Origin of the sequence: Mesorhizobium sp. M0771 (genome assembly GCF_040320155.1) — a bacterium.
Classification (GTDB): domain Bacteria; phylum Pseudomonadota; class Alphaproteobacteria; order Rhizobiales; family Rhizobiaceae; genus Mesorhizobium.
The window spans coordinates 327,055-344,489 of record NZ_JAMYPC010000003.1 but is presented as its reverse complement, the minus strand read 5'-3'; the positions used below and the strand labels follow the sequence as shown (position 1 = coordinate 344,489).

The window sequence follows — 17,435 nt, the reverse complement described above, 5'->3', positions numbered from 1 at the left end:
GAGACCTTTGCCTTCGGCACCTGAATAGGCGGCCTTGCCTTCGGGCACGGAACATCTCACCGACTTTCTGGTTAGGCAGGCCGGATGAAGGGAGCTTTGCGCATGGCCACTAATTTGGAAGACGGCAAGACCGCTCAGTCTTCCGACGACTTGCATGGCGGCAATCGCGGCGGCGACAAGGACCAGCGTAAGACTGACAAGACCGCGAATAAGAGCAGCCAGGCGGCGGGATCCGCATCGCGGTAGGACTGAGACATGCCGACCGCCGCGGACATCCTCATCGAGACGCTGATCGACTGGAACGTCGATATCATCTTTGGCCTGCCGGGCGACGGCATCAATGGCATCATGGAGGCGCTGCGCAGGCGGCAGGACCGCATCCGCTTCATTCAGGTGCGGCACGAGGAATCCGCGGCGTTCATGGCGTGCGCCTACTCAAAATGGACAGGCAAGCTCGGTGTCTGCCTCGCAACTTCCGGCCCTGGCGGCACACACCTCCTGACTGGACTCTACGATGCCAAGCTCGACCAAGCGCCGGTGCTCGCCATTACCGGCATGCAGTTCCACGACCTCATCGAGACCTTCACCCAGCAGGATGTCGACTTGACGCGCGTCTTCAGCGATGTCGCCGTCTTCAACGCGCAGGTCTCCGACGCGGCGCATATGGAAAGCCTGGCCGGTCTCGCCTGCAGGTCGGCGCTGGTACGTCGCGGCGTTGCGCATCTCTCGATCGCCAGCGATGTGCAGGAGCACACGCTCGACCAAGCCAAGCGCTCGAAGCGCAACAAACCGTCGCATACGCCGGATCGTTGGTTCGAAGGAAGCGGGCTTCCCGACGAAGAACAACTTGCGAAAGCCGCCGAGATCCTGAACGGGGCGACGAAGGTCGCGATCCTCGCCGGTCGGGGCGCGCTTGGTGCCAGGCACGAGTTGGAAGAGACGGCGGAGCTGCTTGGTGCCCCCGTCGCAAAGGCCTTGCTCGGTAAGGCTGCCTTGCCCGACGATCACCCGCTGACGACTGGCGGCATCGGAATTCTCGGCACGCTGCCGTCGCAGGAAATCATGGAGGAATGTGACGCGCTGCTCGTCGTCGGCTCGAGCTTTCCCTACATCGAATACTACCCGAAGCCGGGACAGGCGCGCGGGGTGCAGATCGAGCGCGACCCGCAGCGCATCGGCCTGCGCTATCCCGTTGAGGCCGGCCTTGCCGGCGATGCCGCCGTGACGCTGCGATTGCTGAACAAGCGCCTGAAGCGCAAGGATGATCGCAGCTTCCTCGAGAAGGCTCAGGCGGGCATGCGACGCTGGCGCGAGATGATGGCGCAGTCGGAGCAAAAGGCCGCCACTTCGCTCAAGCCCCAGGTGGTCACACGCGCATTTGGGAAACGATTGCCCGATGAGGCGATCCTGGTTGCCGATTCCGGCCAGAACACCGAGATGGCGGCCCGCCATATCGAACTGCGTGACGGGCAGGCCTTCGGCGTCTCGGGCGCGCTGGCCTCGATGGCATGCGGACTGCCCTACGCGATCGCCGCGGGCCTGGCCTTTCCCGGCCGGCCGGTCTTCGCGGTCGTCGGCGACGGCGGTCTCGCGATGCAGCTCGGAGAGTTCTCGACGGCAGTTCGGCACCGGATCCCACTCAAGGTGCTCGTGCTCAAGAACGGCATGCTCAATCAGATCGCCTGGGAGCAGATGATGTTTCTCGGCAACCCGCAATTCGCCTGCGAACTCCAGCCCATCGACTTCGCCATGGCCGCCGAAGCCATGGGCGGCATCGGCTACAGCGTCTCTCGCGCCGAGGAGGTGGAAGGTGTTCTCGACGCTGCCCTAGCTGCTGAGGGTCCGGTGGTCATCGAGGCCGTGGTCGATCCGTTCGAACCGATGATGCCACCGAAGGTGCCACCGGATTATGCGAGAAATTTCCGCAAGGCGCTACCGGATACCCCCGGACGCGTGGAAATCGAGGCGAATGTGGCGCAAGAGCCGCTGAGGTCGATGATTACCGCCGGCGAGAAAGACTGACGACACGCAAGAAGGAGCACGAGTTGAACAAGACCGACAGCGGCACCGCAAATCGCGGTTCGCCGGACCTCATGGGCGGCGACCAAGCGTGCAAGGCCGAGGAATGGGGCGGTGGCTCGAAAGCCGCCAAGGGACCGATCACGGAACCGGATCGACACAACCGCAACTCCAGCCAAAAAAGGAGCTGACATGCAGGATGCCCAGCAGAAATATCCTCAGCCGCCGCTTCCCGAACAGCAGCAGGACATGCCCGGCTATACCGACGAGATGGATCCACGGCCCGACCACGGAGAGGAGAGCTATCGCGGCAGCGGTAAGCTGACGGACCGCGTCGCGCTGATCACCGGCGCGGACTCGGGCATCGGCCGGGCGGTGGCTATCGCGTTTGCACGCGAAGGCGCCGACGTCATGATCTCCTATCTTGAAGAGGACGAAGATGCGCAGGAGACGGCGCGCTTGGTCGAGGAAGCGGGGCGGAAGGCGGTGCTCGCACCCGGCGACATCTCGGACGAAATCTTCGCGCGGTCGCTTGTGCAGCGAGCTATCGATGAATGCGGGCGCCTGGACATCCTCGTCAACAATGCAGCCCACCAGGCGTCGTTCGAGAAGCTGGAGGACATCAGCGCGGAGGAATGGGATCTCACCTTTCGCACCAATGTCTATGCGATGTTCTATCTGTCCCAGGAAGCAGTGAAGCACATGGAACCCGGCTCGACCATCATCAACACATCCTCAATCAACGCGACCAGTCCCTCGCCGGCACTGCTTGCCTACGCCACTACCAAAGGAGCGATCGCCAACTTCACCGCCGGACTTGCAGGACTGGTAGCTGAACGCGGCATTCGGGTAAACGCGGTCGCTCCCGGGCCGATTTGGACGCCGCTGATCCCGTCGACAATGCCCTCTGAGAAGGTCAAGGAGTTCGGGAAGAACACACCGCTCAAGCGTCCCGGGCAACCGGCAGAGCTTGCAGCGACCTATGTGCTGCTTGCCTCGGAAGGATCGAGCTACACCACCGGCGCACTCTACGAGGTCACCGGTGGACGGCCGATGCTTTGAGCGAGCGTACCTGCCAGCTCCACGGCGCCCACTCCCCGTAGCACACCGACATCTGGCGAGGCTCATGCGCGATCAGGATCGCGGACAACCGCCACGTCCGCAAACTGGTCGAGGCGCATGCCGAAGCCACCCACCAGACCCTGAACCGGAGGTTGGTAGACGCGAGGCTGACTTCATTCCGGGTTCACCGGAGCGTCAGCTTTCGGGGAGGGGCAAACGCTGGGTGAATGTCCCCGATAGGCGCATTGCAGCCATGCCGCCGTCGCGTTGTGAGACTGATTTGGCGACCAGCAAAACAGCAGCCTCTACGACTCGTCCCTCTCATCGCGCAAATTAGACACAACGCGGCGGTTCTGCGACCTGCAGGCGGAGTCGGGGCAGTCGCGGACGAGCCTGTCCTTGCCGTAGCCCTTGGCCCACATGCGGTTCCGGTCTATGCCGCCGGCGGCGAGGTAGTCCATCACCGCATCGGCGCGCTGCTGTGACAGCGCCGTTTCACTTGCGCCGGGATCGTCGGCGAAACCCTGCAGCTTGAGCAGCCAGCGCGGATGCTTTGTCAACCAGGCGATCTGGGTGTCGAGGGTGGCCTTGGCGACAGAATCGAGCGCGGCCGAACCTTTCGTGAAGTAGGTGCGGCGGCCGACATTGAGGATAAAATCCTCCTCGCTGCCCGGCTGCACGTTCTGGAAGCCGGCAATCTCGGCGTTGGTGACGTCGGGCGTCGACGGGGCCAGCGTGTTGCTGGTCGAGCAGGATGTGGCCACAACCAGCAGGCCGGCGGCGAGCAGCCGGCGCGTGTTTTCAATCATGCGGTTCATGATGCGCCAATCATTCGATAGTGGTGGAAGCGGGCGCCTGGTCGGCGATGTGCGGCAGGACCTCCACCGCGGTGCCGATCGGGCACCGCTGGTAGAGGTCGATGATGTCTTCGGGGAACATGCGGATGCAGCCGCTGGAAGCGTCGGTGCCGATGCTCCATGGCTCCAGCGTGCCATGCAAGCGGTAGCCGATGTCGGCGCCATCGCGGTACAGATAGAGCGCGCGCGGCCCGAGCGGATTGTTGGACGCGCCGCCTGCGATCATGGGCGGTAAGTCCGGTTTGCGCTCACGCATTTCGGGGGGCGGGACCCATTGCGGCCACAGCGCGCGGCGATCGATCGTCGCGCGGCCGTACCATTTGAAGCCTTCCTTGCCGACGCCGACGCCGTAGCGGATGGCAGTCTTGTTTTCCATGATGAGGTAGAGGAAGTGGTGGCGGGTATCGACCACGACGGTGCCGACCGGCTCGCTGCTGAAATACTTGACGATCTGGCGATGCCATCTCTTGTCGATCTTGGCGAAGTTGGTCTTGCGATAGACGAAATGGTTATCGCTGGCGGTACCGGCGAAAAAGGATTTTGCCCCCGCGGCTTGAACAATATTGCTGGTTCCACCGACCGCGACCAGCGCCAGACCGCCGAGCACGACACCCCTGCGTGATAAAACCATCGGCAATCCCCCATGCCTTAAGCCTGGCGAACCATAGTTGAGAATGATTTCGGCTCAAAGTGGAAAAATGCTGCAGTGGGTGGGCCGCAAGCGGTCTGTCCGCTTGACGGCAAAATAGCGATTGCCCGCCGGCTCACGCCGGCGGGCTTTTTTGTGCGGACGGGAACATCCTCGCTCCAAGGGTGTTTTGTCACACCCGGCTCGTTCTTCATCGGTCGTGCCGGTGACCAAGATGTCCCCTCATTCATCATGGTCGGCCCGCGCAGCCTTGACCGCACGCGCGGGCCATCCCATCACAAGGCCCGCTGGCTCAAGCTGGCGGGTTTTTCCGCGTCCATGCGCCGACACTCATCTTCGCATGCCTGTCACAACGAGCCAGGCGGATTCCAGTATCCGCACGCGGTGAGGAGGACTTGCGACATGCCTCGCTGCGGGATTTTCGCGATGAGTCTACCTGGCTCCCGCTGAACGCCACCGCCTGACCACCGGGGCCCGTTGGACGACCTTCAAGTCGAAAGCCCCCGGCAATCGCACCTTAGGCGAAGACGCTTTGCTTGTTGATGCAGTTGTCATCGCATCATCATGGGTAGCAACGCGGTGTTGCGTGTTGTTGGAGAGATGGGGTTTCCCGAAAAGAATGAACATGCGCAGACAAAAGAAGCGAGCAGGATGGCCGTGAGTACATCTGCCAAATATCTATTACCTCATATGCGCTCGCTCCTCGGAAGGCGATCCCGCCACCCTCTCGACAGTGAAGATGGCGGGATCTCAACCGGCGACAAGGGACTTCGATCGACGGTGGGTTTCCAATTCGGATCCGGCTGCGTGTTCCGCCGTTCGGGCTTCTTCCAACCGCAATCAGACGCAAGTCCTATCCCATAAGACTGATGGCCAAATTCGGAACATCCGCTGAAGCATTGCGTTCGGCAGCGTGAAACCCCAAGGCAAAGGATGACTAATCATGTCGAATTGCGAGACTGCAAAATCACATTCGTTAGGAAATCGCGTGGCTGATCTCACAGCCAAGATGCGTGAAGCGCAGATTGACGCGGGTGAAATGATGGCCTTCCACAAGGTTGCAACTATGTTGGAGGACAGCCAAGGACGTATCAATGGCGACGACTTGATCGCCGCATCCTTCGTTCTGCTGGAAGACCGAGCGCCCGAGTGACCTTGCGTTGGTCGGCTTCGATCGTTCCTCGATCAGCAATGCGAAGCCTTTTTTGTCACGGCTGGCGTCTAGCGGGACTGCGGGAATAGCTCAAGCCTAAAGGGTGCTGGCCGGACACCGCTTCGGGATCGGCCGCCACGCGCCCGCTTTGTCCGAGGGAGGGCATTCCCTTTGAAGACAGCTACGGCGTGTCCTCGCTATCAGTGCCATGCATGCTGGAGCCATGCATGAAGGACTGGATCTCGTTCACATCGATCTTGCCATCACCATTCTCGTCAATGCTACTGAACATCCTGCCCACCGCGCGTTGAACCTCGTCCTCGGACACCGATCCGTCGCCATCGGTGTCCAACAGCCCGAACATCAGTCGCATGCCGGCACCGCGCATCATCTGATGATGCCAGCGTCCAGCCATTCTGTGTCCACGATCGCGGTCACCGTGGTTCTGCCAACGGTCGCCATCTTCATCGTGGCGGTCAGCATCCTCGTTGCGATCGCCTTGATAGTTGCGACTATCTTCCTCGCGGAAACCCTCTTCGGAACCGCGATCCTGCTGCAGTCGCTCACGGACAGCTTGCTCAACCATCTGGCGGATCATTTCGCGTGTTGGTCCATCCGCTTGTCCGGTCGCATCCGGCAACTGTCCGGCGGCCGGCGGTTCGGTTGCCGGAGCGGGTGCAGGTGTCGAGGGTGATGGTGTTCCGCTTGTCTGGGCGAGCGCGGGGGAGGTCAGGGCAATGAAAACGGCGGCCGCGGCCGTCGTGCTGTGTGGAAATCTCATGGCATGCTCCATCAGTGCCTTCGCTTGGAAGGCCAAACTGGAGCTCGATGTGATTGTTCCCCGAAGGGATCAGGTCACGGCGAAGTTACTGAGGCATGCCCCCGTCTGAGGTAGATCAGGGTCTTCGCCAGGGAATAATTCGGCTCCTCTTCCCTAGGCACAAGAGGAACCGGCGCCCATTTTTGCGGGCAATGAACGTTGGACATTCGGCCTCGCCAATTTTCTGCCAATCGATCATACCGACGCACCAATTCCCTCTACGTCCTCTCCTTTCGTGGGACGGAAGCCGTTTCGACCGCACGCCGTCAATCGCGAATCCCGCGTCCATATGCTGCGGCCATGATGCATATTTTTTATGTCACGGACCTCTGTCCGTCTGGACACCATGTTAGCCAGCGCTAAATCAGAGCAATGCGACGCCTCCTGCTGGGACTTACAGTTTTTCTCTTTTGGACCACGTTGCTTCAGGCCGAGGCGTGGCAGCCCTTCGGCGTCCGACAGCTTGGCTTTAGTTTCGATATTCCTCCGAATTTCGTCCTGACCCAGAATTCGGAGCAGGGCGCGGCTTTTCAGGGCCCAAGAGACGCGTTTCTGGTCGTTTGGGGCGCGCGACTTGGCAAAGCAAGTTTTCGCGCCGAGATTGAACATCGCATGATCGAGGACGAAAAGGCCGGTTGGCGACTGACCTATCGGCGCCTAGCCCCGAAATGGGCCAGCTACTCCGGGGTCAAGAATGGCGAGATTCGCTACGTCCGTGCAATTATGGTCTGCAACCAGCGTGCCGCGCTTTTCACAATGAATTATCGGAAATCCGAAAAGAAACCGTATGACCCTGTTGTTGTGCGCATGGTCCGGTCCCTGAGAGCGGAAGGATGTTAGCCAGCAAAGAGCGAGGTTGCCGTACTGTGCTTCCCTCGGCTAAGGGCCAGTGGTCAACCCGGCTCCCCAATAGCCTCGCCCAGTCACATGAAAGCAGGCACCGGCAGATATGCGGCCGAACGTTCTCACGCTGGCTCAGCCGCTCAAAGCCCATCACCGAAAAGCTGCTTAGTGCGGTCGCCAGCTAGAGCTACCACTGAGCCATTCCCGCTGCGGCTGGGTAGCGCCTCAGTTCCGTACGCGTTCATACCAAGAACGGGCGGGGCGAACGTCCTGATAGAGCTACGGCTGTAGAAGCGCGCCGCCAAACTGCGCCCACAAGCGCTCGCACTCTCTCGCCCTTAGGCTCGGGGTGCCGGGCGCGCCATAGAAGACCATGGCGCCGCGAATGTCGTATCCAAGCACCGAGGCGTTGGCCACGAACTGGATGGCTCTTCCCAAGCTGGTGATGCCGATGTCGACCTCAGCTTTGTTGGTGAGGTCGACCACGCCTACTATCTCCGCATTGGCGCTCCTGCCCGCCAAAACGGCCGTCGATATTCCATCATGCACGGCAAGAAGCATTTCGGTGAGTTGCCCGGTGGAAGGGCTCTACAAACGCTTAAACGTCAGGTTTGTTCCCAACTGGCCTTGGCGGCTTTCCGACGACCAAGAATGCGACTGCGACTACGCTCAATAGAATCACTGCGAACAGGATTGCCATGATTTCCGCGCACTGTATCGGATCACTCCGCGGCGAAGAAAACCCCGCAACATATCTCAGATAGCCGCGGGTGTTCGGCTGTAAGAACCAAACTGGGTCCCGCGGTCTCTCATGTGCGCGTAGTTGACATCGTCTGCTGGACCGAACGGTCAGGCCGAAGAGCCCAGTTCCTCTCAGCATCGAGCAGTTCATTCTGCTCGATCAAGCCATTCATAAACAGCCTGAGTATATGCGCAGCTATGCGCTCTCCGTTCTGCGAAGCAAGAGGTAGGGCGCGCTCTTTGCAGACCGTGTGACAAACCTGGGCGAGCATCTCAATCTCGCTTGGCCCCAAAAACCGACCCGGATACAACATACCGTTTTCCTGTTGGAGAGTTGGAATGGCTATCCATTACGCAGGGTCACCGGCAGCCACAATCAACTATGATAGTGAGATGTCGAGTCCCGGTGGAAAAAACAGTGAGGTCCCAAAAGTGGTCGCGCTTGTCTCCGATTGACAGATGCCTCGACGCTACACCGACCAGCGCTACCGCACCCGCTTCATCGACGCGGCTTTGCAAAGGCCTATGACCAGTTCGCTACCAGCTGCCGGACCGCCCAGGCGAGCATGCCGCCGGCCATTACCGAAAGCGCGATGTCGTGGATGAGCCAGCCTTTTCCGTATACATCCAGTTGTTACGCTGCGCATCTGCTTCGGTTCGAAAACTCGCCGCGAGCCTGGCGTGCTCGCGTGTCCGGGCCGAAAACGCCTTCACAGCCCATATGTTGATAACGACATTGATGAGGCTGCCGCCGACCTCGTTGGCATAGGATGCTTCCCGGCAAGGGCATCGACCAATGCCCCGGGGCCGACCAGCACGAACCTGCGGGGGGCTTTCCCGGAACAAAGCGTCGACGATCCGGTTCGGCAGGGAAGCGGCCAAAATTCATGCCATCGGAGATGCCGAGGCAGATGACAGATGAAAGGGAAGCTGAAGATGACGAAGTCTCGCGACCGCACCGTTCCCGGCGACGGCAAGATCGAAACCGGCCCGAACACATCTCCGCAACAGGATCCGGCAGAGGGGTCGCGCGAGACAATCGATCGCGAACTCGAGCGGACAGACGACGATAATAATTCCGACGAAGCGGAACGCTTGCGCCGAGACCTGCGGAAAGGGGTGGCGGAAGAGACCGAGCTTCCCGAACGCGGCTCGGCCTGAGGATCGCCGGAACCTGGCCAAGGTAAGAGACATGGAAGGCTAGACGCCTGGTCGCATCGCTGCTTGCTTCCTGCCTTTAACGCACCGGCCACACAACCATGCGCGGCGGTGATCCAGGGGACGGCGAGAACGGCCACTCGACGGTCCACTCTGTTCCAGCAAAGTCGGCTCGCCGAGAGCAACCACCTCTGGCGTTAGGGCCCGACGAGATGCCACCTGTCCAGGTCGCATGGCGCCAGGGTTCGGAAATCTCTATCAGGCTGCGCCGGCCTCCTGGCTGCGCTGCGAGCGGGCGCGGTCGCGGGCTGCGGCAGTGCCTCCGGGAAAGCCGCTTCGATCGCTGTAGTCGCGTGGCTTGGTCCTGCTCCGAGAGTGGCGCGCGGTCACGCTTTTCGCACCGATGATGTCGAGCAATGTGATGCCGGCGACCATGGCAAGCGCAAGGCCTACATTATCGCGCTTTGGGTTGCCATGCCGATATGCTGTCAGCAATGTCGCGATATCCAGGCCGTCGCCGGCCACCCGGCTCCAAAGCCCGGCCTGCTTGTCCACTGAAAGCGAGAGTATGCCGCTGCTTATTTCCCGCGCCCCATAAGCGCGGATCAGATCTTCCTTGCCGCGCATGCCGAGCGCGCCGGCAATCCGTTCGGCGCCAACCAGCTCGGCGACGCCAAGCGCGATGCTGAACCAGCCGAGCTTGCGGGCAAGGCCATCGGAGGCCGCGACCGCACTCTGCCCAGTCTTCAGCACTTTGGGATCGCCAGGCGATCGGGTGATGTTGGTAAGTTTGGCAATCACGTTCATGACGATTTCCCTACGGTTTCAGTACAACCTTGATGCAACTGTCCTGCTTGTCGCGAAACACCTTGTACATCTCGGGTCCCTGCTCGAGCCCCACGGTATGGGTGATGACGAAGGATGGGTCGATCTGGCCATCTTCGATGCGGCGCAACAGATCCTCGGTCCAACGGTTGACATGGGTCTGCCCCATTCGGAAGGTGAGCCCCTTGTTCATTGCCTGTCCCATCGGAATCTTGTCGACCAGCCCGCTGTAGACGCCGGGGATCGAGATCACGCCGGCCGGCCGGCAGACATAGATCATCTCACGCAGAACGTGCGGTCGATCATTTTCCATCAGCATCAACTGCTTTGCGCGATCGTAGACGGTATCGGGCTGGGCCAGCGAGACGTGGCTTTCCATGCCGACGCAATCGATGCACTTCTCCGGGCCCTTTCCGCCGGTGAGTTCCCGCAGTCGTTCGACGACACTTTCCTCGGCGAAATTGATGGCGATGGCGCCGCCGGCCGCGGCCATGGAAAGCCGTTCCGGCAGGCAATCGATCGCCACCACCTGTTTGGCGCCGAGCAGCAGGGCGCTGCGTATGGCCATCTGCCCGACTGGGCCGCAGCCCCACACCGCAACTGTATCGGTGGGCTCAATGTCGCACTGTGCCGCCGCCTGCCATCCGGTAGGAAAAATATCGCCGAGGAAGAGAACCTGCTCGTCGGTAAGGCTGTCAGGCACCTTTACGTGCGTGGCATCGGCGAACGGCACACGCATGTATTCCGCCTGTCCCCCGGGATAGCCGCCGGTCAAATGAGTGTAGCCGAACAGACCCGCGGTGGTGTGCCCGAACACCTTGTCACCGAGATTCTTCTTGCGGTTTGTGCGTTCGCAAACCGAAAAGTTCTGTCGCTTGCACTGGTCGCACTCACCGCAGATTATGGTGAACGGCACGACGATGCGGTCTCCCTCCTTCAGAGCGCCGTTGACGCCCTTGCCGACCTCGACGACCTCTCCCATCATCTCGTGGCCCATGATGTCGCCGGGCAGCATGGCTGGCACATAGTTGTGGTAGAGGTGAAGGTCGGAGCCGCATATCGCACAACTCGTCACCTTGATGATCGCGTCACGTTCATCCTCAATTCCCGGGTCCGAAACCTGATCGCAGCGTATGTCTTCCTTGCCGTGCCAGACCAACGCTCGCATAGCTTGCTCCTATTTTCGCAAGATCTGTGGGTAGGGACCTCGCGCCTGTCCTAAGCGGGCCGATGCCTGGTTGGATCGACTGTGCCGCTGCTTGTCGAACCACAGGGGCGGACCGATGTTCCGGGAGCTCGAGAGAATTTTTGGGCCATTCCAGACCTGCACCTTGGAAGGATCTGTCGCGGGCACCAGCGGCCTTCCCAGGCGCGTCGGGGCACGAACCGCTGGAGCCCGAGCCACGAATGGACGTACTCAAGTGTACCAAAGAAGGTTCCGTCCGCAGGTGTCCTTCGCGGCGGCTGATACCCCATCTGCTCGATTCTCGCGGGCCATAACCGGCATTCTCTTCCTCGCCCGCACAGGGTCGGCCGAAGCAGCGCTGTGACCGGAGCAGGTAGGAGATGCCGCTCACCGGCGGGCGCGCAGTCCGACCCCGACGCGATCGACATGAGGTGGATGGGCGCCATCGCGACGGCGGCTCTAGCGGAGTATTTCGCAGAAATACAATGATTAGCGGGCAGGGCAGAGTGCTAGCCGTGCGCAGCGATGAACATGGCGACGGCCGACCGGCAATAGGATTCGATTTCGTTGTCGTCCGCCGCTCTCGCCTGATCGAAGCGTGCGATAATCAAAAGATCGGATCCTTTGAAAAGCGCGGCAAACAAGCGGGCGGACCGGAGAGGATCGGGCACGTTCAGAACCGCCTTCGCGTGCAACTGACGCAACAGGACCTCGATTTGGGCGATGACATGGGCGGGGCCGGCTTCGAAATGGAGCTTGCTTAACGACCTTGGATTCGTCTGGTCGGCCATGACCATGGCTTCGACACTGCGGACGTCTGATCTCAACAGCGTGCGAAGCAGGGACGATCCCACCGCCATGAGCTGATCTTCGACCGAACCGCCGACGCCTTCAAGAAGGGCCTGTGGCGCAAACAACTGATGGCAGCCGGCCGCCATCGCCGCGCTGAACAGCGCCTCCTTGTTCTCGAAGTGCCGATAGATGCTGAGTTTGGATATCTTCGCCCGCTGGGCGACCTTGTCCAATGTGGTCGCTTGAAAACCCAATTCCACAAAGAGTTCGGACGCAGCGTCGAGTATCGTTTGGCCAAGCGCCTCGTTGGCGGGCCGGCCGCGCCGGCCCTGGCTATTTTCGGTCACGACAATTCCAGTCCTTGACAGTATCCTAATTCTTGGATTACGATACCATGTAGTTTCTGAAATGCGCAAGCCGATGGGTAGGTTTCAACCAGGTCCAACCAGCCCCTCATCCACAACACGGAGCCCATTATGGATGACGTCATCATCATCGGCGGCAGCTTTGCCGGTCTCGCCGGTGCCCTGCAACTCGGCCGTGCCCGCCGTAAGGTCACCGTTCTCGATACCGGCCTGCCGCGCAACCGCTTCGCCGGCCACTCGCATGGCCTGCTCGGCCACGATCACAAGCCACCGCTGGACATCCTGGCCGAGGCGCGGCGGCAGCTGGCGCGCTATCCCACGATCAAGCTGGTCAATGCCCGGGCCGACAGCCTGTCCGGCGCCATCGACGATTTCTCCGTCCTCACTGGCGATGGCGGAAGCCTCGGCGCGCGCCGCCTGATCCTGAGCTATGGCGTCGCCGACCAGATGCCTGATGTTCCGGGCTTTGCCGAAGGTTGGGGCACGTCCATCGTGCCCTGCCCCTATTGCGACGGCTTTGAAGTCGCCGGCCAGCATTGGGGCCTCGTCTGGTCCGGCCCACAGTCGATGAATCAGGTCAGGCTGTTCCACGATTGGACCGACAGGTTGACGGTCTTTGCCGATGGTCACGACATTCCGCCCGATATCCGGGCCGGTCTGGCGCGCCGCAACATACCTGTCGTCGACGGCCGGATCAGCGAGATCGCCCATCACGGGGGGCATAACGCCACCGTCAAGCTCGATACCGGCCCCAAGGTCGCGGTCGACATCCTGTTCGCGCATCCGCGCAACAAGCCGTCCGCAAGCCTGCATGAATCACTGGGCCTCGCCACGGTCGATACGCCCCTCGGCGTAATCCTCAAGGTCGACGAGCGCCGCGAAACCAGCATGCCCGGCATCTACGCCGCGGGCGACCTCGCCAACCCCCTCACGCCGCCATCGGTCACCCTGGCAATATCGCACGGCGCGATGGCGGGCATCTTCGCCCAGCAGTCGATGCTGGTGTGAGAGCGCAGATTCCCTTCTCCGGGGTGCCGCGGGCTATCGTATTCTGAAGGTTGCGGGCCGGTGTTGCGGAACGTCGGCCCGCTCTCCCCTGAGGGGCGTCTTTGGCCGGCCAGCCTTGAGAACTCAACTGGGCTGCCTGCATGACGGCGATCGCCGACATCGGTTATCAAGCTCAATCACGCTGGAAAGCATGAACCACGTCGACGTCGACATCGCCGGCGGGCTTACGGTATGGGGACCGGTGGCGGAAGATTCGCCACCGCGGTCGGCACCTCGATGCTGCGACGCTACTGCGAAGAACGGTCGCGCCCAGCAGCGCTTCTGGCGGAAGTCTCAGGCGGCCACGACGCGGGCCAGCAGTGACGCGGCCTCGGTACCAGCCAAGCCAAGGTCACGGACGCTGCTCATGTGATTGGCCCCACCAAGGGTGATGCGCGAAACAGTCAGTCCCTGTGTGTCAAGGTGGTCCGTGAAGAGTGCGGCCTGGCTGTGGAACGGCGACGTTTCATCGGCGCCGACCGAGATATCTACGCCCACGGATGGATCGAAACTGTGGTCGATCGGCGAGAATCGGCGGGCCTCCTCGTCGGTGATCGCGATCTCGGCGCCAAGGAACGACATCTGCAATGGCTTCAGGTCGTAAAGGCCGCCAAGCAGCAGCGCAGCTTTGATGCCGGAAGGCCGCTCGTCACCGTCGAAAAGCATTGTTGCCAGATGCGCACCGGCGGAATGACCGCTAACGGTCAGCAGGCCGGGATTGCCGCCATGGTGTGCGACATTGTCAAATACCCATCGCTTGGCGCGGCGCACCTGGTCGACGATCCTGGCCATCCGGACGGTAGGCATCAGCGCGTAGTCGACAATGACCGCGATCGCACCTGCGTTCGTAACGGTCTCGGCGACGTAGGAATAGTCGCGCTTGGAGAACATGCGCCAATAGCCCCCGTGGATGAACATGTGCACCGGCAGGCGGTCCCGTTTGCCCTCGGGAAAGAACAGATCCATGGTTTCGGTGGCGTCAGCCCCGTAGGCGACATCGGCGACCATGGGAACGTTCGCCCTGGTCTCCTCGCTTCTGCGAACGATCTCGGCGACGATGTCGTCGAACTCGACCACATGATCGCGAATGCGAAACGGATCTTTGGCGGGATGTCCGCTCACAGGGTCACGGCGATGTACTTCGCCTCCATGAACTCGGCAACGCCATGCTTCTGGCCACCTTCGCGGCCCAGCCCGCTCTGCTTGACACCTCCGAAAGGCGCCGCCGGATCCGACATCAGGCCGCGGTTGAGCGCGATCATGCCGGACTCGATCTTCGATGCCACGCGCATCCCCCAGGCCAGGTCGCGCGTATAGATGTAGGCAGCGAGACCGTATTCGGTGTCATTGGCTTTGGCGATGACATCCGCCTCGCTGTCGAAGCGCATGATCGGCGCCACCGGACCGAATATCTCCTCGTGGAGCATGGCGGCGTCGGCCGGCACGTCCTTGAGCACCGTTGGCGGATAGAAAAAGCCTCTGCCTTCAGATACGCCGCCGCCACACAGGATTTTGGCGCCGCGGGCAACGGCGTCCTGCACAAGCCGGTCGATCTTGTGCACAGCCTTCCTGGTGATCATCGGCCCGCATTCTGTGTCTGAGTCTGTGCCCGGGCCCAGGTTGAGTGCCGCCATGCGTTTGGTCAAGCCTTCCGCGAAAGCATCATGGATGCCGGCCTGGACGTAAAGCCGGTTGGCGGCCGTGCAGGCTTCGCCGGCGTTGCGCATCTTGGCAACCATCGCACCGTCGAGGGCTGCTTCCAGGTCGGCGTCGTCGAAGACGATGAAGGGTGCGTTGCCGCCAAGCTCCATGGAACAGGAAATGACGTGCTTTGCGGCTTCGGCCAGCAGCACGCGCCCGACGCCGGTCGAGCCGGTGAAGGACAGCTTTCGCACGCGCGGATCGGCCAGCATGGCCGCCGTCACCGGTCCGGGGGTCGAGGTCGTCAGGACGTTGACGACGCCGGGCGGCACGCCGGCTTCCTCGTAGAGCGCCGCAAGCGCATAGGCCGTCAGCGGTGTCTCGCTGGCGGGCTTCAGGACCACCGTACAGCCGGCCGCCAGCGCCGGAGCGATTTTACGTGTCGCCATGGCGGCTGGGAAATTCCATGGTGTGATGAGCACGCAAATGCCGATGGGCTGGTAGTCGACAATGATCCGGTTCGCGCCCGAGGGCGCAAGGCCGAACTCGCCGTTGATGCGGACCGCTTCCTCGGCGTTCCAGCGAAAGAACTCCGCCGCATAGGCGACTTCGCCGCGCGCATCGCGCAGCGCCTTGCCGTTCTCCAGCGAGATCAGCGCGGCCAACGTCTCCGCCCGTTCCGTCATCAGTTCGAAGCAGCGTCGCAGGATTTCCGATCGCCTGCGTGGCGGGGTCTCGCGCCAGCCGGCCGCCGCCTTCGCGGCAGCGTCGACGGCGGCGGCGGCATCAGTGAGCGTTGCATCGGGAACCGCAGCGATCACGGCTTCAGTCGAGGGATCGACCACTTCGATCACGCGGCCCTCCGATGAGGGCCGCCAGCGTCCGCCAATGTAGAGACCGTGCGAGACCGTGGCGTAGTCGAACATATCTTGATCCTCGTCGGATATGCCTGCGGCGATGTTCATTTTGGATGAGCTCCTGGTCGATCACATCGTGGTGGCGGACATGTCGCCGTCATAAGCAGCCCTGACCAGCTGTCGCATCGCGGTAAGGTCGAACGGGCGGGGATTGTTCTTGATCAACCGGTCGATGCCCAGCGCCTGCTCGGCCGTCCAGTCGATCTTGTCTTCGGGAAGACCCAGTTCGGCCAATGTCGGTGTGATGCCGATGGCGCCAAACAGCCGGCTCACCTCACGGATGGTGGCGTGCGCCAAGGCATCGGCGTCGCCGCCGCCCTGATGGGAAAGGCCGAGAGCAGTGCCGACTTCCGCAATCTCCGCGGCTGCTGCGGCCAGATTGTAGGTCATCACGTAGGGCAGCATGGTGGCGACCCCCAGGCCATGCGGGGTGTGGGTAAGCGCGCCAACGGGATACTGCACCGCATGGGCGGCGGCCGTTCCCGCCGTACCGAAGGCGCAACCGGCGGCCAGCGCTCCCATCATGACGTCGGCGCGCGCATCCTCGTCCGATCCGTCGCGATATGCCTTTTCCAGACTGCGGCCGAGCAGCCTGATGGCCAGAAGCGCGAAATGATCGGTCAGAGCGCTCTTGCCGATGAACACGTGCTGTTGCGGCAAATGAGGGTCGGCGCCGCGTTTGGCCGCTGTGAAGGCCTCGATTGCGTGCGTCAGCGCGTCGGCGCCGGCGATCGCCGTCAAGGACGGTGGACAGGTCACCGTCAGATCCGGATCGCAAAGCGCCACTGCCGCGATGAGATGCGGACTGGCGATACCCACTTTCAGCGTCCGATCCGGGTCGGAGATCACGGCGACGGGGGTCACCTCGGAGCCTGTTCCAGCCGTCGTCGGCACTGCGATTACCGGAAGGGTAGGGCCGGGTACCTTGAACTCGCCATAGTAGTCCTCGAGCTTGCCGCCATGGCTGAGCAGAAGTGCAGCGCATTTGGCCATGTCCAGGCAGCTGCCGCCCCCGATGCCGATCACCATGTCCGGCTTGAAATCTTTCGCTTGCGCAATGCAGGCGGCGACGCTGTCGCGCGGCACATCCGGCAGCGTTCGGTCGAAGACCAACGTCTCGATCGCCGCGTTGTGCAAGCCAGCGAGAATCTCGGCGAACTGCGACGTCGCCGCGAAGCGCTCATCGGTACAGACGAACGCGCGGCGCCCATATTTGGCGGCGATGGCAGGCAGGACATGGCGCTGGCCTTTGCCGAACAGAATCTCGCTCGGCAGGCGCGCCGCTGCAAACAAGCTCATGCACAAGATCCTGCGAAGACGGGTTGGAAGCCGACAAGCTTGGCTTCGTGCCAGAGGCCGA

18 protein-coding genes are annotated in these 17,435 nt (G+C 61.9%); 8 read left to right on the top strand and 10 right to left on the bottom strand.

All coding sequences use genetic code 11. From position 1 onward, the window contains the following. The first annotated feature begins 102 nt into the window (after positions 1-102). Genes NKI05_RS07050 through NKI05_RS07035 form a run of 4 tightly spaced genes read left to right on the top strand, consistent with a single transcriptional unit; the run spans position 103 to position 3,081 of the window. A complete protein-coding gene (locus NKI05_RS07050) occupies positions 103-246 on the top strand; it encodes a hypothetical protein (RefSeq protein WP_023738314.1) in 144 nt (47 codons plus the stop codon). A 9-nt stretch (positions 247-255) separates the two neighbouring features. Next, the gene (locus NKI05_RS07045) at positions 256-2,022 is read left to right on the top strand and encodes a thiamine pyrophosphate-dependent enzyme (protein WP_352792284.1); all 1,767 of its coding nucleotides are present in this window, start codon (positions 256-258) and stop codon (positions 2,020-2,022) included. A 23-nt stretch (positions 2,023-2,045) separates the two neighbouring features. Beyond that, positions 2,046-2,210, top strand: coding sequence for a hypothetical protein (locus NKI05_RS07040; RefSeq protein ID WP_023815135.1), 165 nt, complete (start codon positions 2,046-2,048; stop codon positions 2,208-2,210). Between the two features lies 1 nt (position 2,211). Beyond that, positions 2,212-3,081: an SDR family oxidoreductase gene (locus tag NKI05_RS07035; protein ID WP_023815136.1), complete on the top strand. Its 870-nt coding sequence runs from the start codon at positions 2,212-2,214 to the stop codon at positions 3,079-3,081. A 305-nt stretch (positions 3,082-3,386) separates the two neighbouring features. On the opposite strand, the gene NKI05_RS07030 is transcribed toward NKI05_RS07035, so the two are convergent. Both NKI05_RS07030 and NKI05_RS07025 read right to left on the bottom strand, forming a co-directional pair. Then, entirely contained in the window at positions 3,387-3,899 is a 513-nt protein-coding gene (locus NKI05_RS07030; RefSeq protein WP_023667764.1) for an OmpA family protein, read from the bottom strand. A gap of 10 nt (positions 3,900-3,909) precedes the next feature. Further along, entirely contained in the window at positions 3,910-4,569 is a 660-nt protein-coding gene (locus tag NKI05_RS07025) for a L,D-transpeptidase (RefSeq protein WP_023815138.1), read from the bottom strand. 1,006 nt (positions 4,570-5,575) lie between these two features. Between NKI05_RS07025 and NKI05_RS07020 the strand changes: the two genes are divergently transcribed. After that, the gene (locus NKI05_RS07020) at positions 5,576-5,740 is read left to right on the top strand and encodes a hypothetical protein (RefSeq protein ID WP_023667766.1); all 165 of its coding nucleotides are present in this window, start codon (positions 5,576-5,578) and stop codon (positions 5,738-5,740) included. A gap of 181 nt (positions 5,741-5,921) precedes the next feature. Here the strand turns inward: NKI05_RS07020 and NKI05_RS07015 are convergent, their stop codons facing one another. Next, positions 5,922-6,521, bottom strand: a complete 600-nt coding sequence (locus NKI05_RS07015) for an EF-hand domain-containing protein (RefSeq protein WP_031205277.1) — start codon at positions 6,519-6,521, stop codon at positions 5,922-5,924. Positions 6,522-6,932: 411 nt separating this feature from the next. On the opposite strand from NKI05_RS07015, the gene NKI05_RS07010 reads away from it, so the two are divergent. Next, the gene (locus NKI05_RS07010) at positions 6,933-7,400 is read left to right on the top strand and encodes a hypothetical protein (RefSeq protein WP_023667769.1); all 468 of its coding nucleotides are present in this window, start codon (positions 6,933-6,935) and stop codon (positions 7,398-7,400) included. A gap of 282 nt (positions 7,401-7,682) precedes the next feature. Here NKI05_RS07010 and NKI05_RS07005 read toward each other — a convergent pair whose 3' ends face one another. Further along, positions 7,683-7,889: a hypothetical protein gene (locus NKI05_RS07005; protein ID WP_023825912.1), complete on the bottom strand. Its 207-nt coding sequence runs from the start codon at positions 7,887-7,889 to the stop codon at positions 7,683-7,685. 1,191 nt (positions 7,890-9,080) lie between these two features. Between NKI05_RS07005 and NKI05_RS07000 the strand changes: the two genes are divergently transcribed. Next, positions 9,081-9,305 carry a hypothetical protein gene (locus NKI05_RS07000; protein WP_155922421.1) on the top strand — a complete coding sequence of 75 codons (225 nt, stop codon included), beginning with the start codon at positions 9,081-9,083 and terminating at the stop codon, positions 9,303-9,305. Between the two features lie 255 nt (positions 9,306-9,560). On the opposite strand, the gene NKI05_RS06995 is transcribed toward NKI05_RS07000, so the two are convergent. From NKI05_RS06995 to NKI05_RS06985, 3 genes are all read right to left on the bottom strand, one after another. Next, the gene (locus NKI05_RS06995; protein ID WP_031199265.1) at positions 9,561-10,109 is read right to left on the bottom strand and encodes a hypothetical protein; all 549 of its coding nucleotides are present in this window, start codon (positions 10,107-10,109) and stop codon (positions 9,561-9,563) included. Between the two features lie 10 nt (positions 10,110-10,119). Then, positions 10,120-11,295, bottom strand: coding sequence for a zinc-dependent alcohol dehydrogenase (locus NKI05_RS06990; protein WP_023740533.1), 1,176 nt, complete (start codon positions 11,293-11,295; stop codon positions 10,120-10,122). 527 nt (positions 11,296-11,822) lie between these two features. Further along, the gene (locus tag NKI05_RS06985; RefSeq protein ID WP_023667776.1) at positions 11,823-12,452 is read right to left on the bottom strand and encodes a TetR/AcrR family transcriptional regulator; all 630 of its coding nucleotides are present in this window, start codon (positions 12,450-12,452) and stop codon (positions 11,823-11,825) included. Positions 12,453-12,581: 129 nt separating this feature from the next. On the opposite strand from NKI05_RS06985, the gene NKI05_RS06980 reads away from it, so the two are divergent. Next, entirely contained in the window at positions 12,582-13,478 is an 897-nt protein-coding gene (locus NKI05_RS06980) for an NAD(P)/FAD-dependent oxidoreductase (RefSeq protein WP_023667777.1), read from the top strand. 333 nt (positions 13,479-13,811) lie between these two features. Here the strand turns inward: NKI05_RS06980 and NKI05_RS06975 are convergent, their stop codons facing one another. Genes NKI05_RS06975 through NKI05_RS06965 form a run of 3 tightly spaced genes read right to left on the bottom strand, consistent with a single transcriptional unit; the run spans position 13,812 to position 17,374 of the window. After that, positions 13,812-14,594, bottom strand: coding sequence for an alpha/beta hydrolase (locus tag NKI05_RS06975; RefSeq protein WP_245261811.1), 783 nt, complete (start codon positions 14,592-14,594; stop codon positions 13,812-13,814). Positions 14,595-14,635: 41 nt separating this feature from the next. Then, positions 14,636-16,084 carry an NAD-dependent succinate-semialdehyde dehydrogenase gene (locus NKI05_RS06970; RefSeq protein ID WP_245261818.1) on the bottom strand — a complete coding sequence of 483 codons (1,449 nt, stop codon included), beginning with the start codon at positions 16,082-16,084 and terminating at the stop codon, positions 14,636-14,638. 60 nt (positions 16,085-16,144) lie between these two features. Beyond that, positions 16,145-17,374 (bottom strand): iron-containing alcohol dehydrogenase, encoded by a 1,230-nt coding sequence (locus NKI05_RS06965; RefSeq protein ID WP_023735696.1) that lies wholly within the window; start codon positions 17,372-17,374, stop codon positions 16,145-16,147. Between the last annotated feature and the right edge of the window lie 61 nt (positions 17,375-17,435).

Excerpts from the sequence above, each read along its gene's own strand:
- NKI05_RS07030 (WP_023667764.1), bottom strand. The coding sequence starts at position 3,899 with ATGAACCGCATGATTGAAAACACGCGCCGGCTGCTCGCCGCCGGCCTG.
- NKI05_RS06965 (WP_023735696.1), bottom strand. The coding sequence starts at position 17,374 with ATGAGCTTGTTTGCAGCGGCGCGCCTGCCGAGCGAGATTCTGTTCGGC.
- NKI05_RS07010 (WP_023667769.1), top strand. The coding sequence starts at position 6,933 with ATGCGACGCCTCCTGCTGGGACTTACAGTTTTTCTCTTTTGGACCACG.
- NKI05_RS07035 (WP_023815136.1), top strand. The coding sequence starts at position 2,212 with ATGCAGGATGCCCAGCAGAAATATCCTCAGCCGCCGCTTCCCGAACAG.
- NKI05_RS07045 (WP_352792284.1), top strand. The coding sequence starts at position 256 with ATGCCGACCGCCGCGGACATCCTCATCGAGACGCTGATCGACTGGAAC.
- NKI05_RS06995 (WP_031199265.1), bottom strand. The coding sequence starts at position 10,109 with ATGAACGTGATTGCCAAACTTACCAACATCACCCGATCGCCTGGCGAT.
- NKI05_RS07000 (WP_155922421.1), top strand. The coding sequence starts at position 9,081 with ATGACGAAGTCTCGCGACCGCACCGTTCCCGGCGACGGCAAGATCGAA.
- NKI05_RS06970 (WP_245261818.1), bottom strand. The coding sequence starts at position 16,084 with ATGTTCGACTACGCCACGGTCTCGCACGGTCTCTACATTGGCGGACGC.
- NKI05_RS07015 (WP_031205277.1), bottom strand. The coding sequence starts at position 6,521 with ATGAGATTTCCACACAGCACGACGGCCGCGGCCGCCGTTTTCATTGCC.
- NKI05_RS06990 (WP_023740533.1), bottom strand. The coding sequence starts at position 11,295 with ATGCGAGCGTTGGTCTGGCACGGCAAGGAAGACATACGCTGCGATCAG.
- NKI05_RS07050 (WP_023738314.1), top strand. The coding sequence starts at position 103 with ATGGCCACTAATTTGGAAGACGGCAAGACCGCTCAGTCTTCCGACGAC.
- NKI05_RS07025 (WP_023815138.1), bottom strand. The coding sequence starts at position 4,569 with ATGGTTTTATCACGCAGGGGTGTCGTGCTCGGCGGTCTGGCGCTGGTC.
- NKI05_RS06980 (WP_023667777.1), top strand. The coding sequence starts at position 12,582 with ATGGATGACGTCATCATCATCGGCGGCAGCTTTGCCGGTCTCGCCGGT.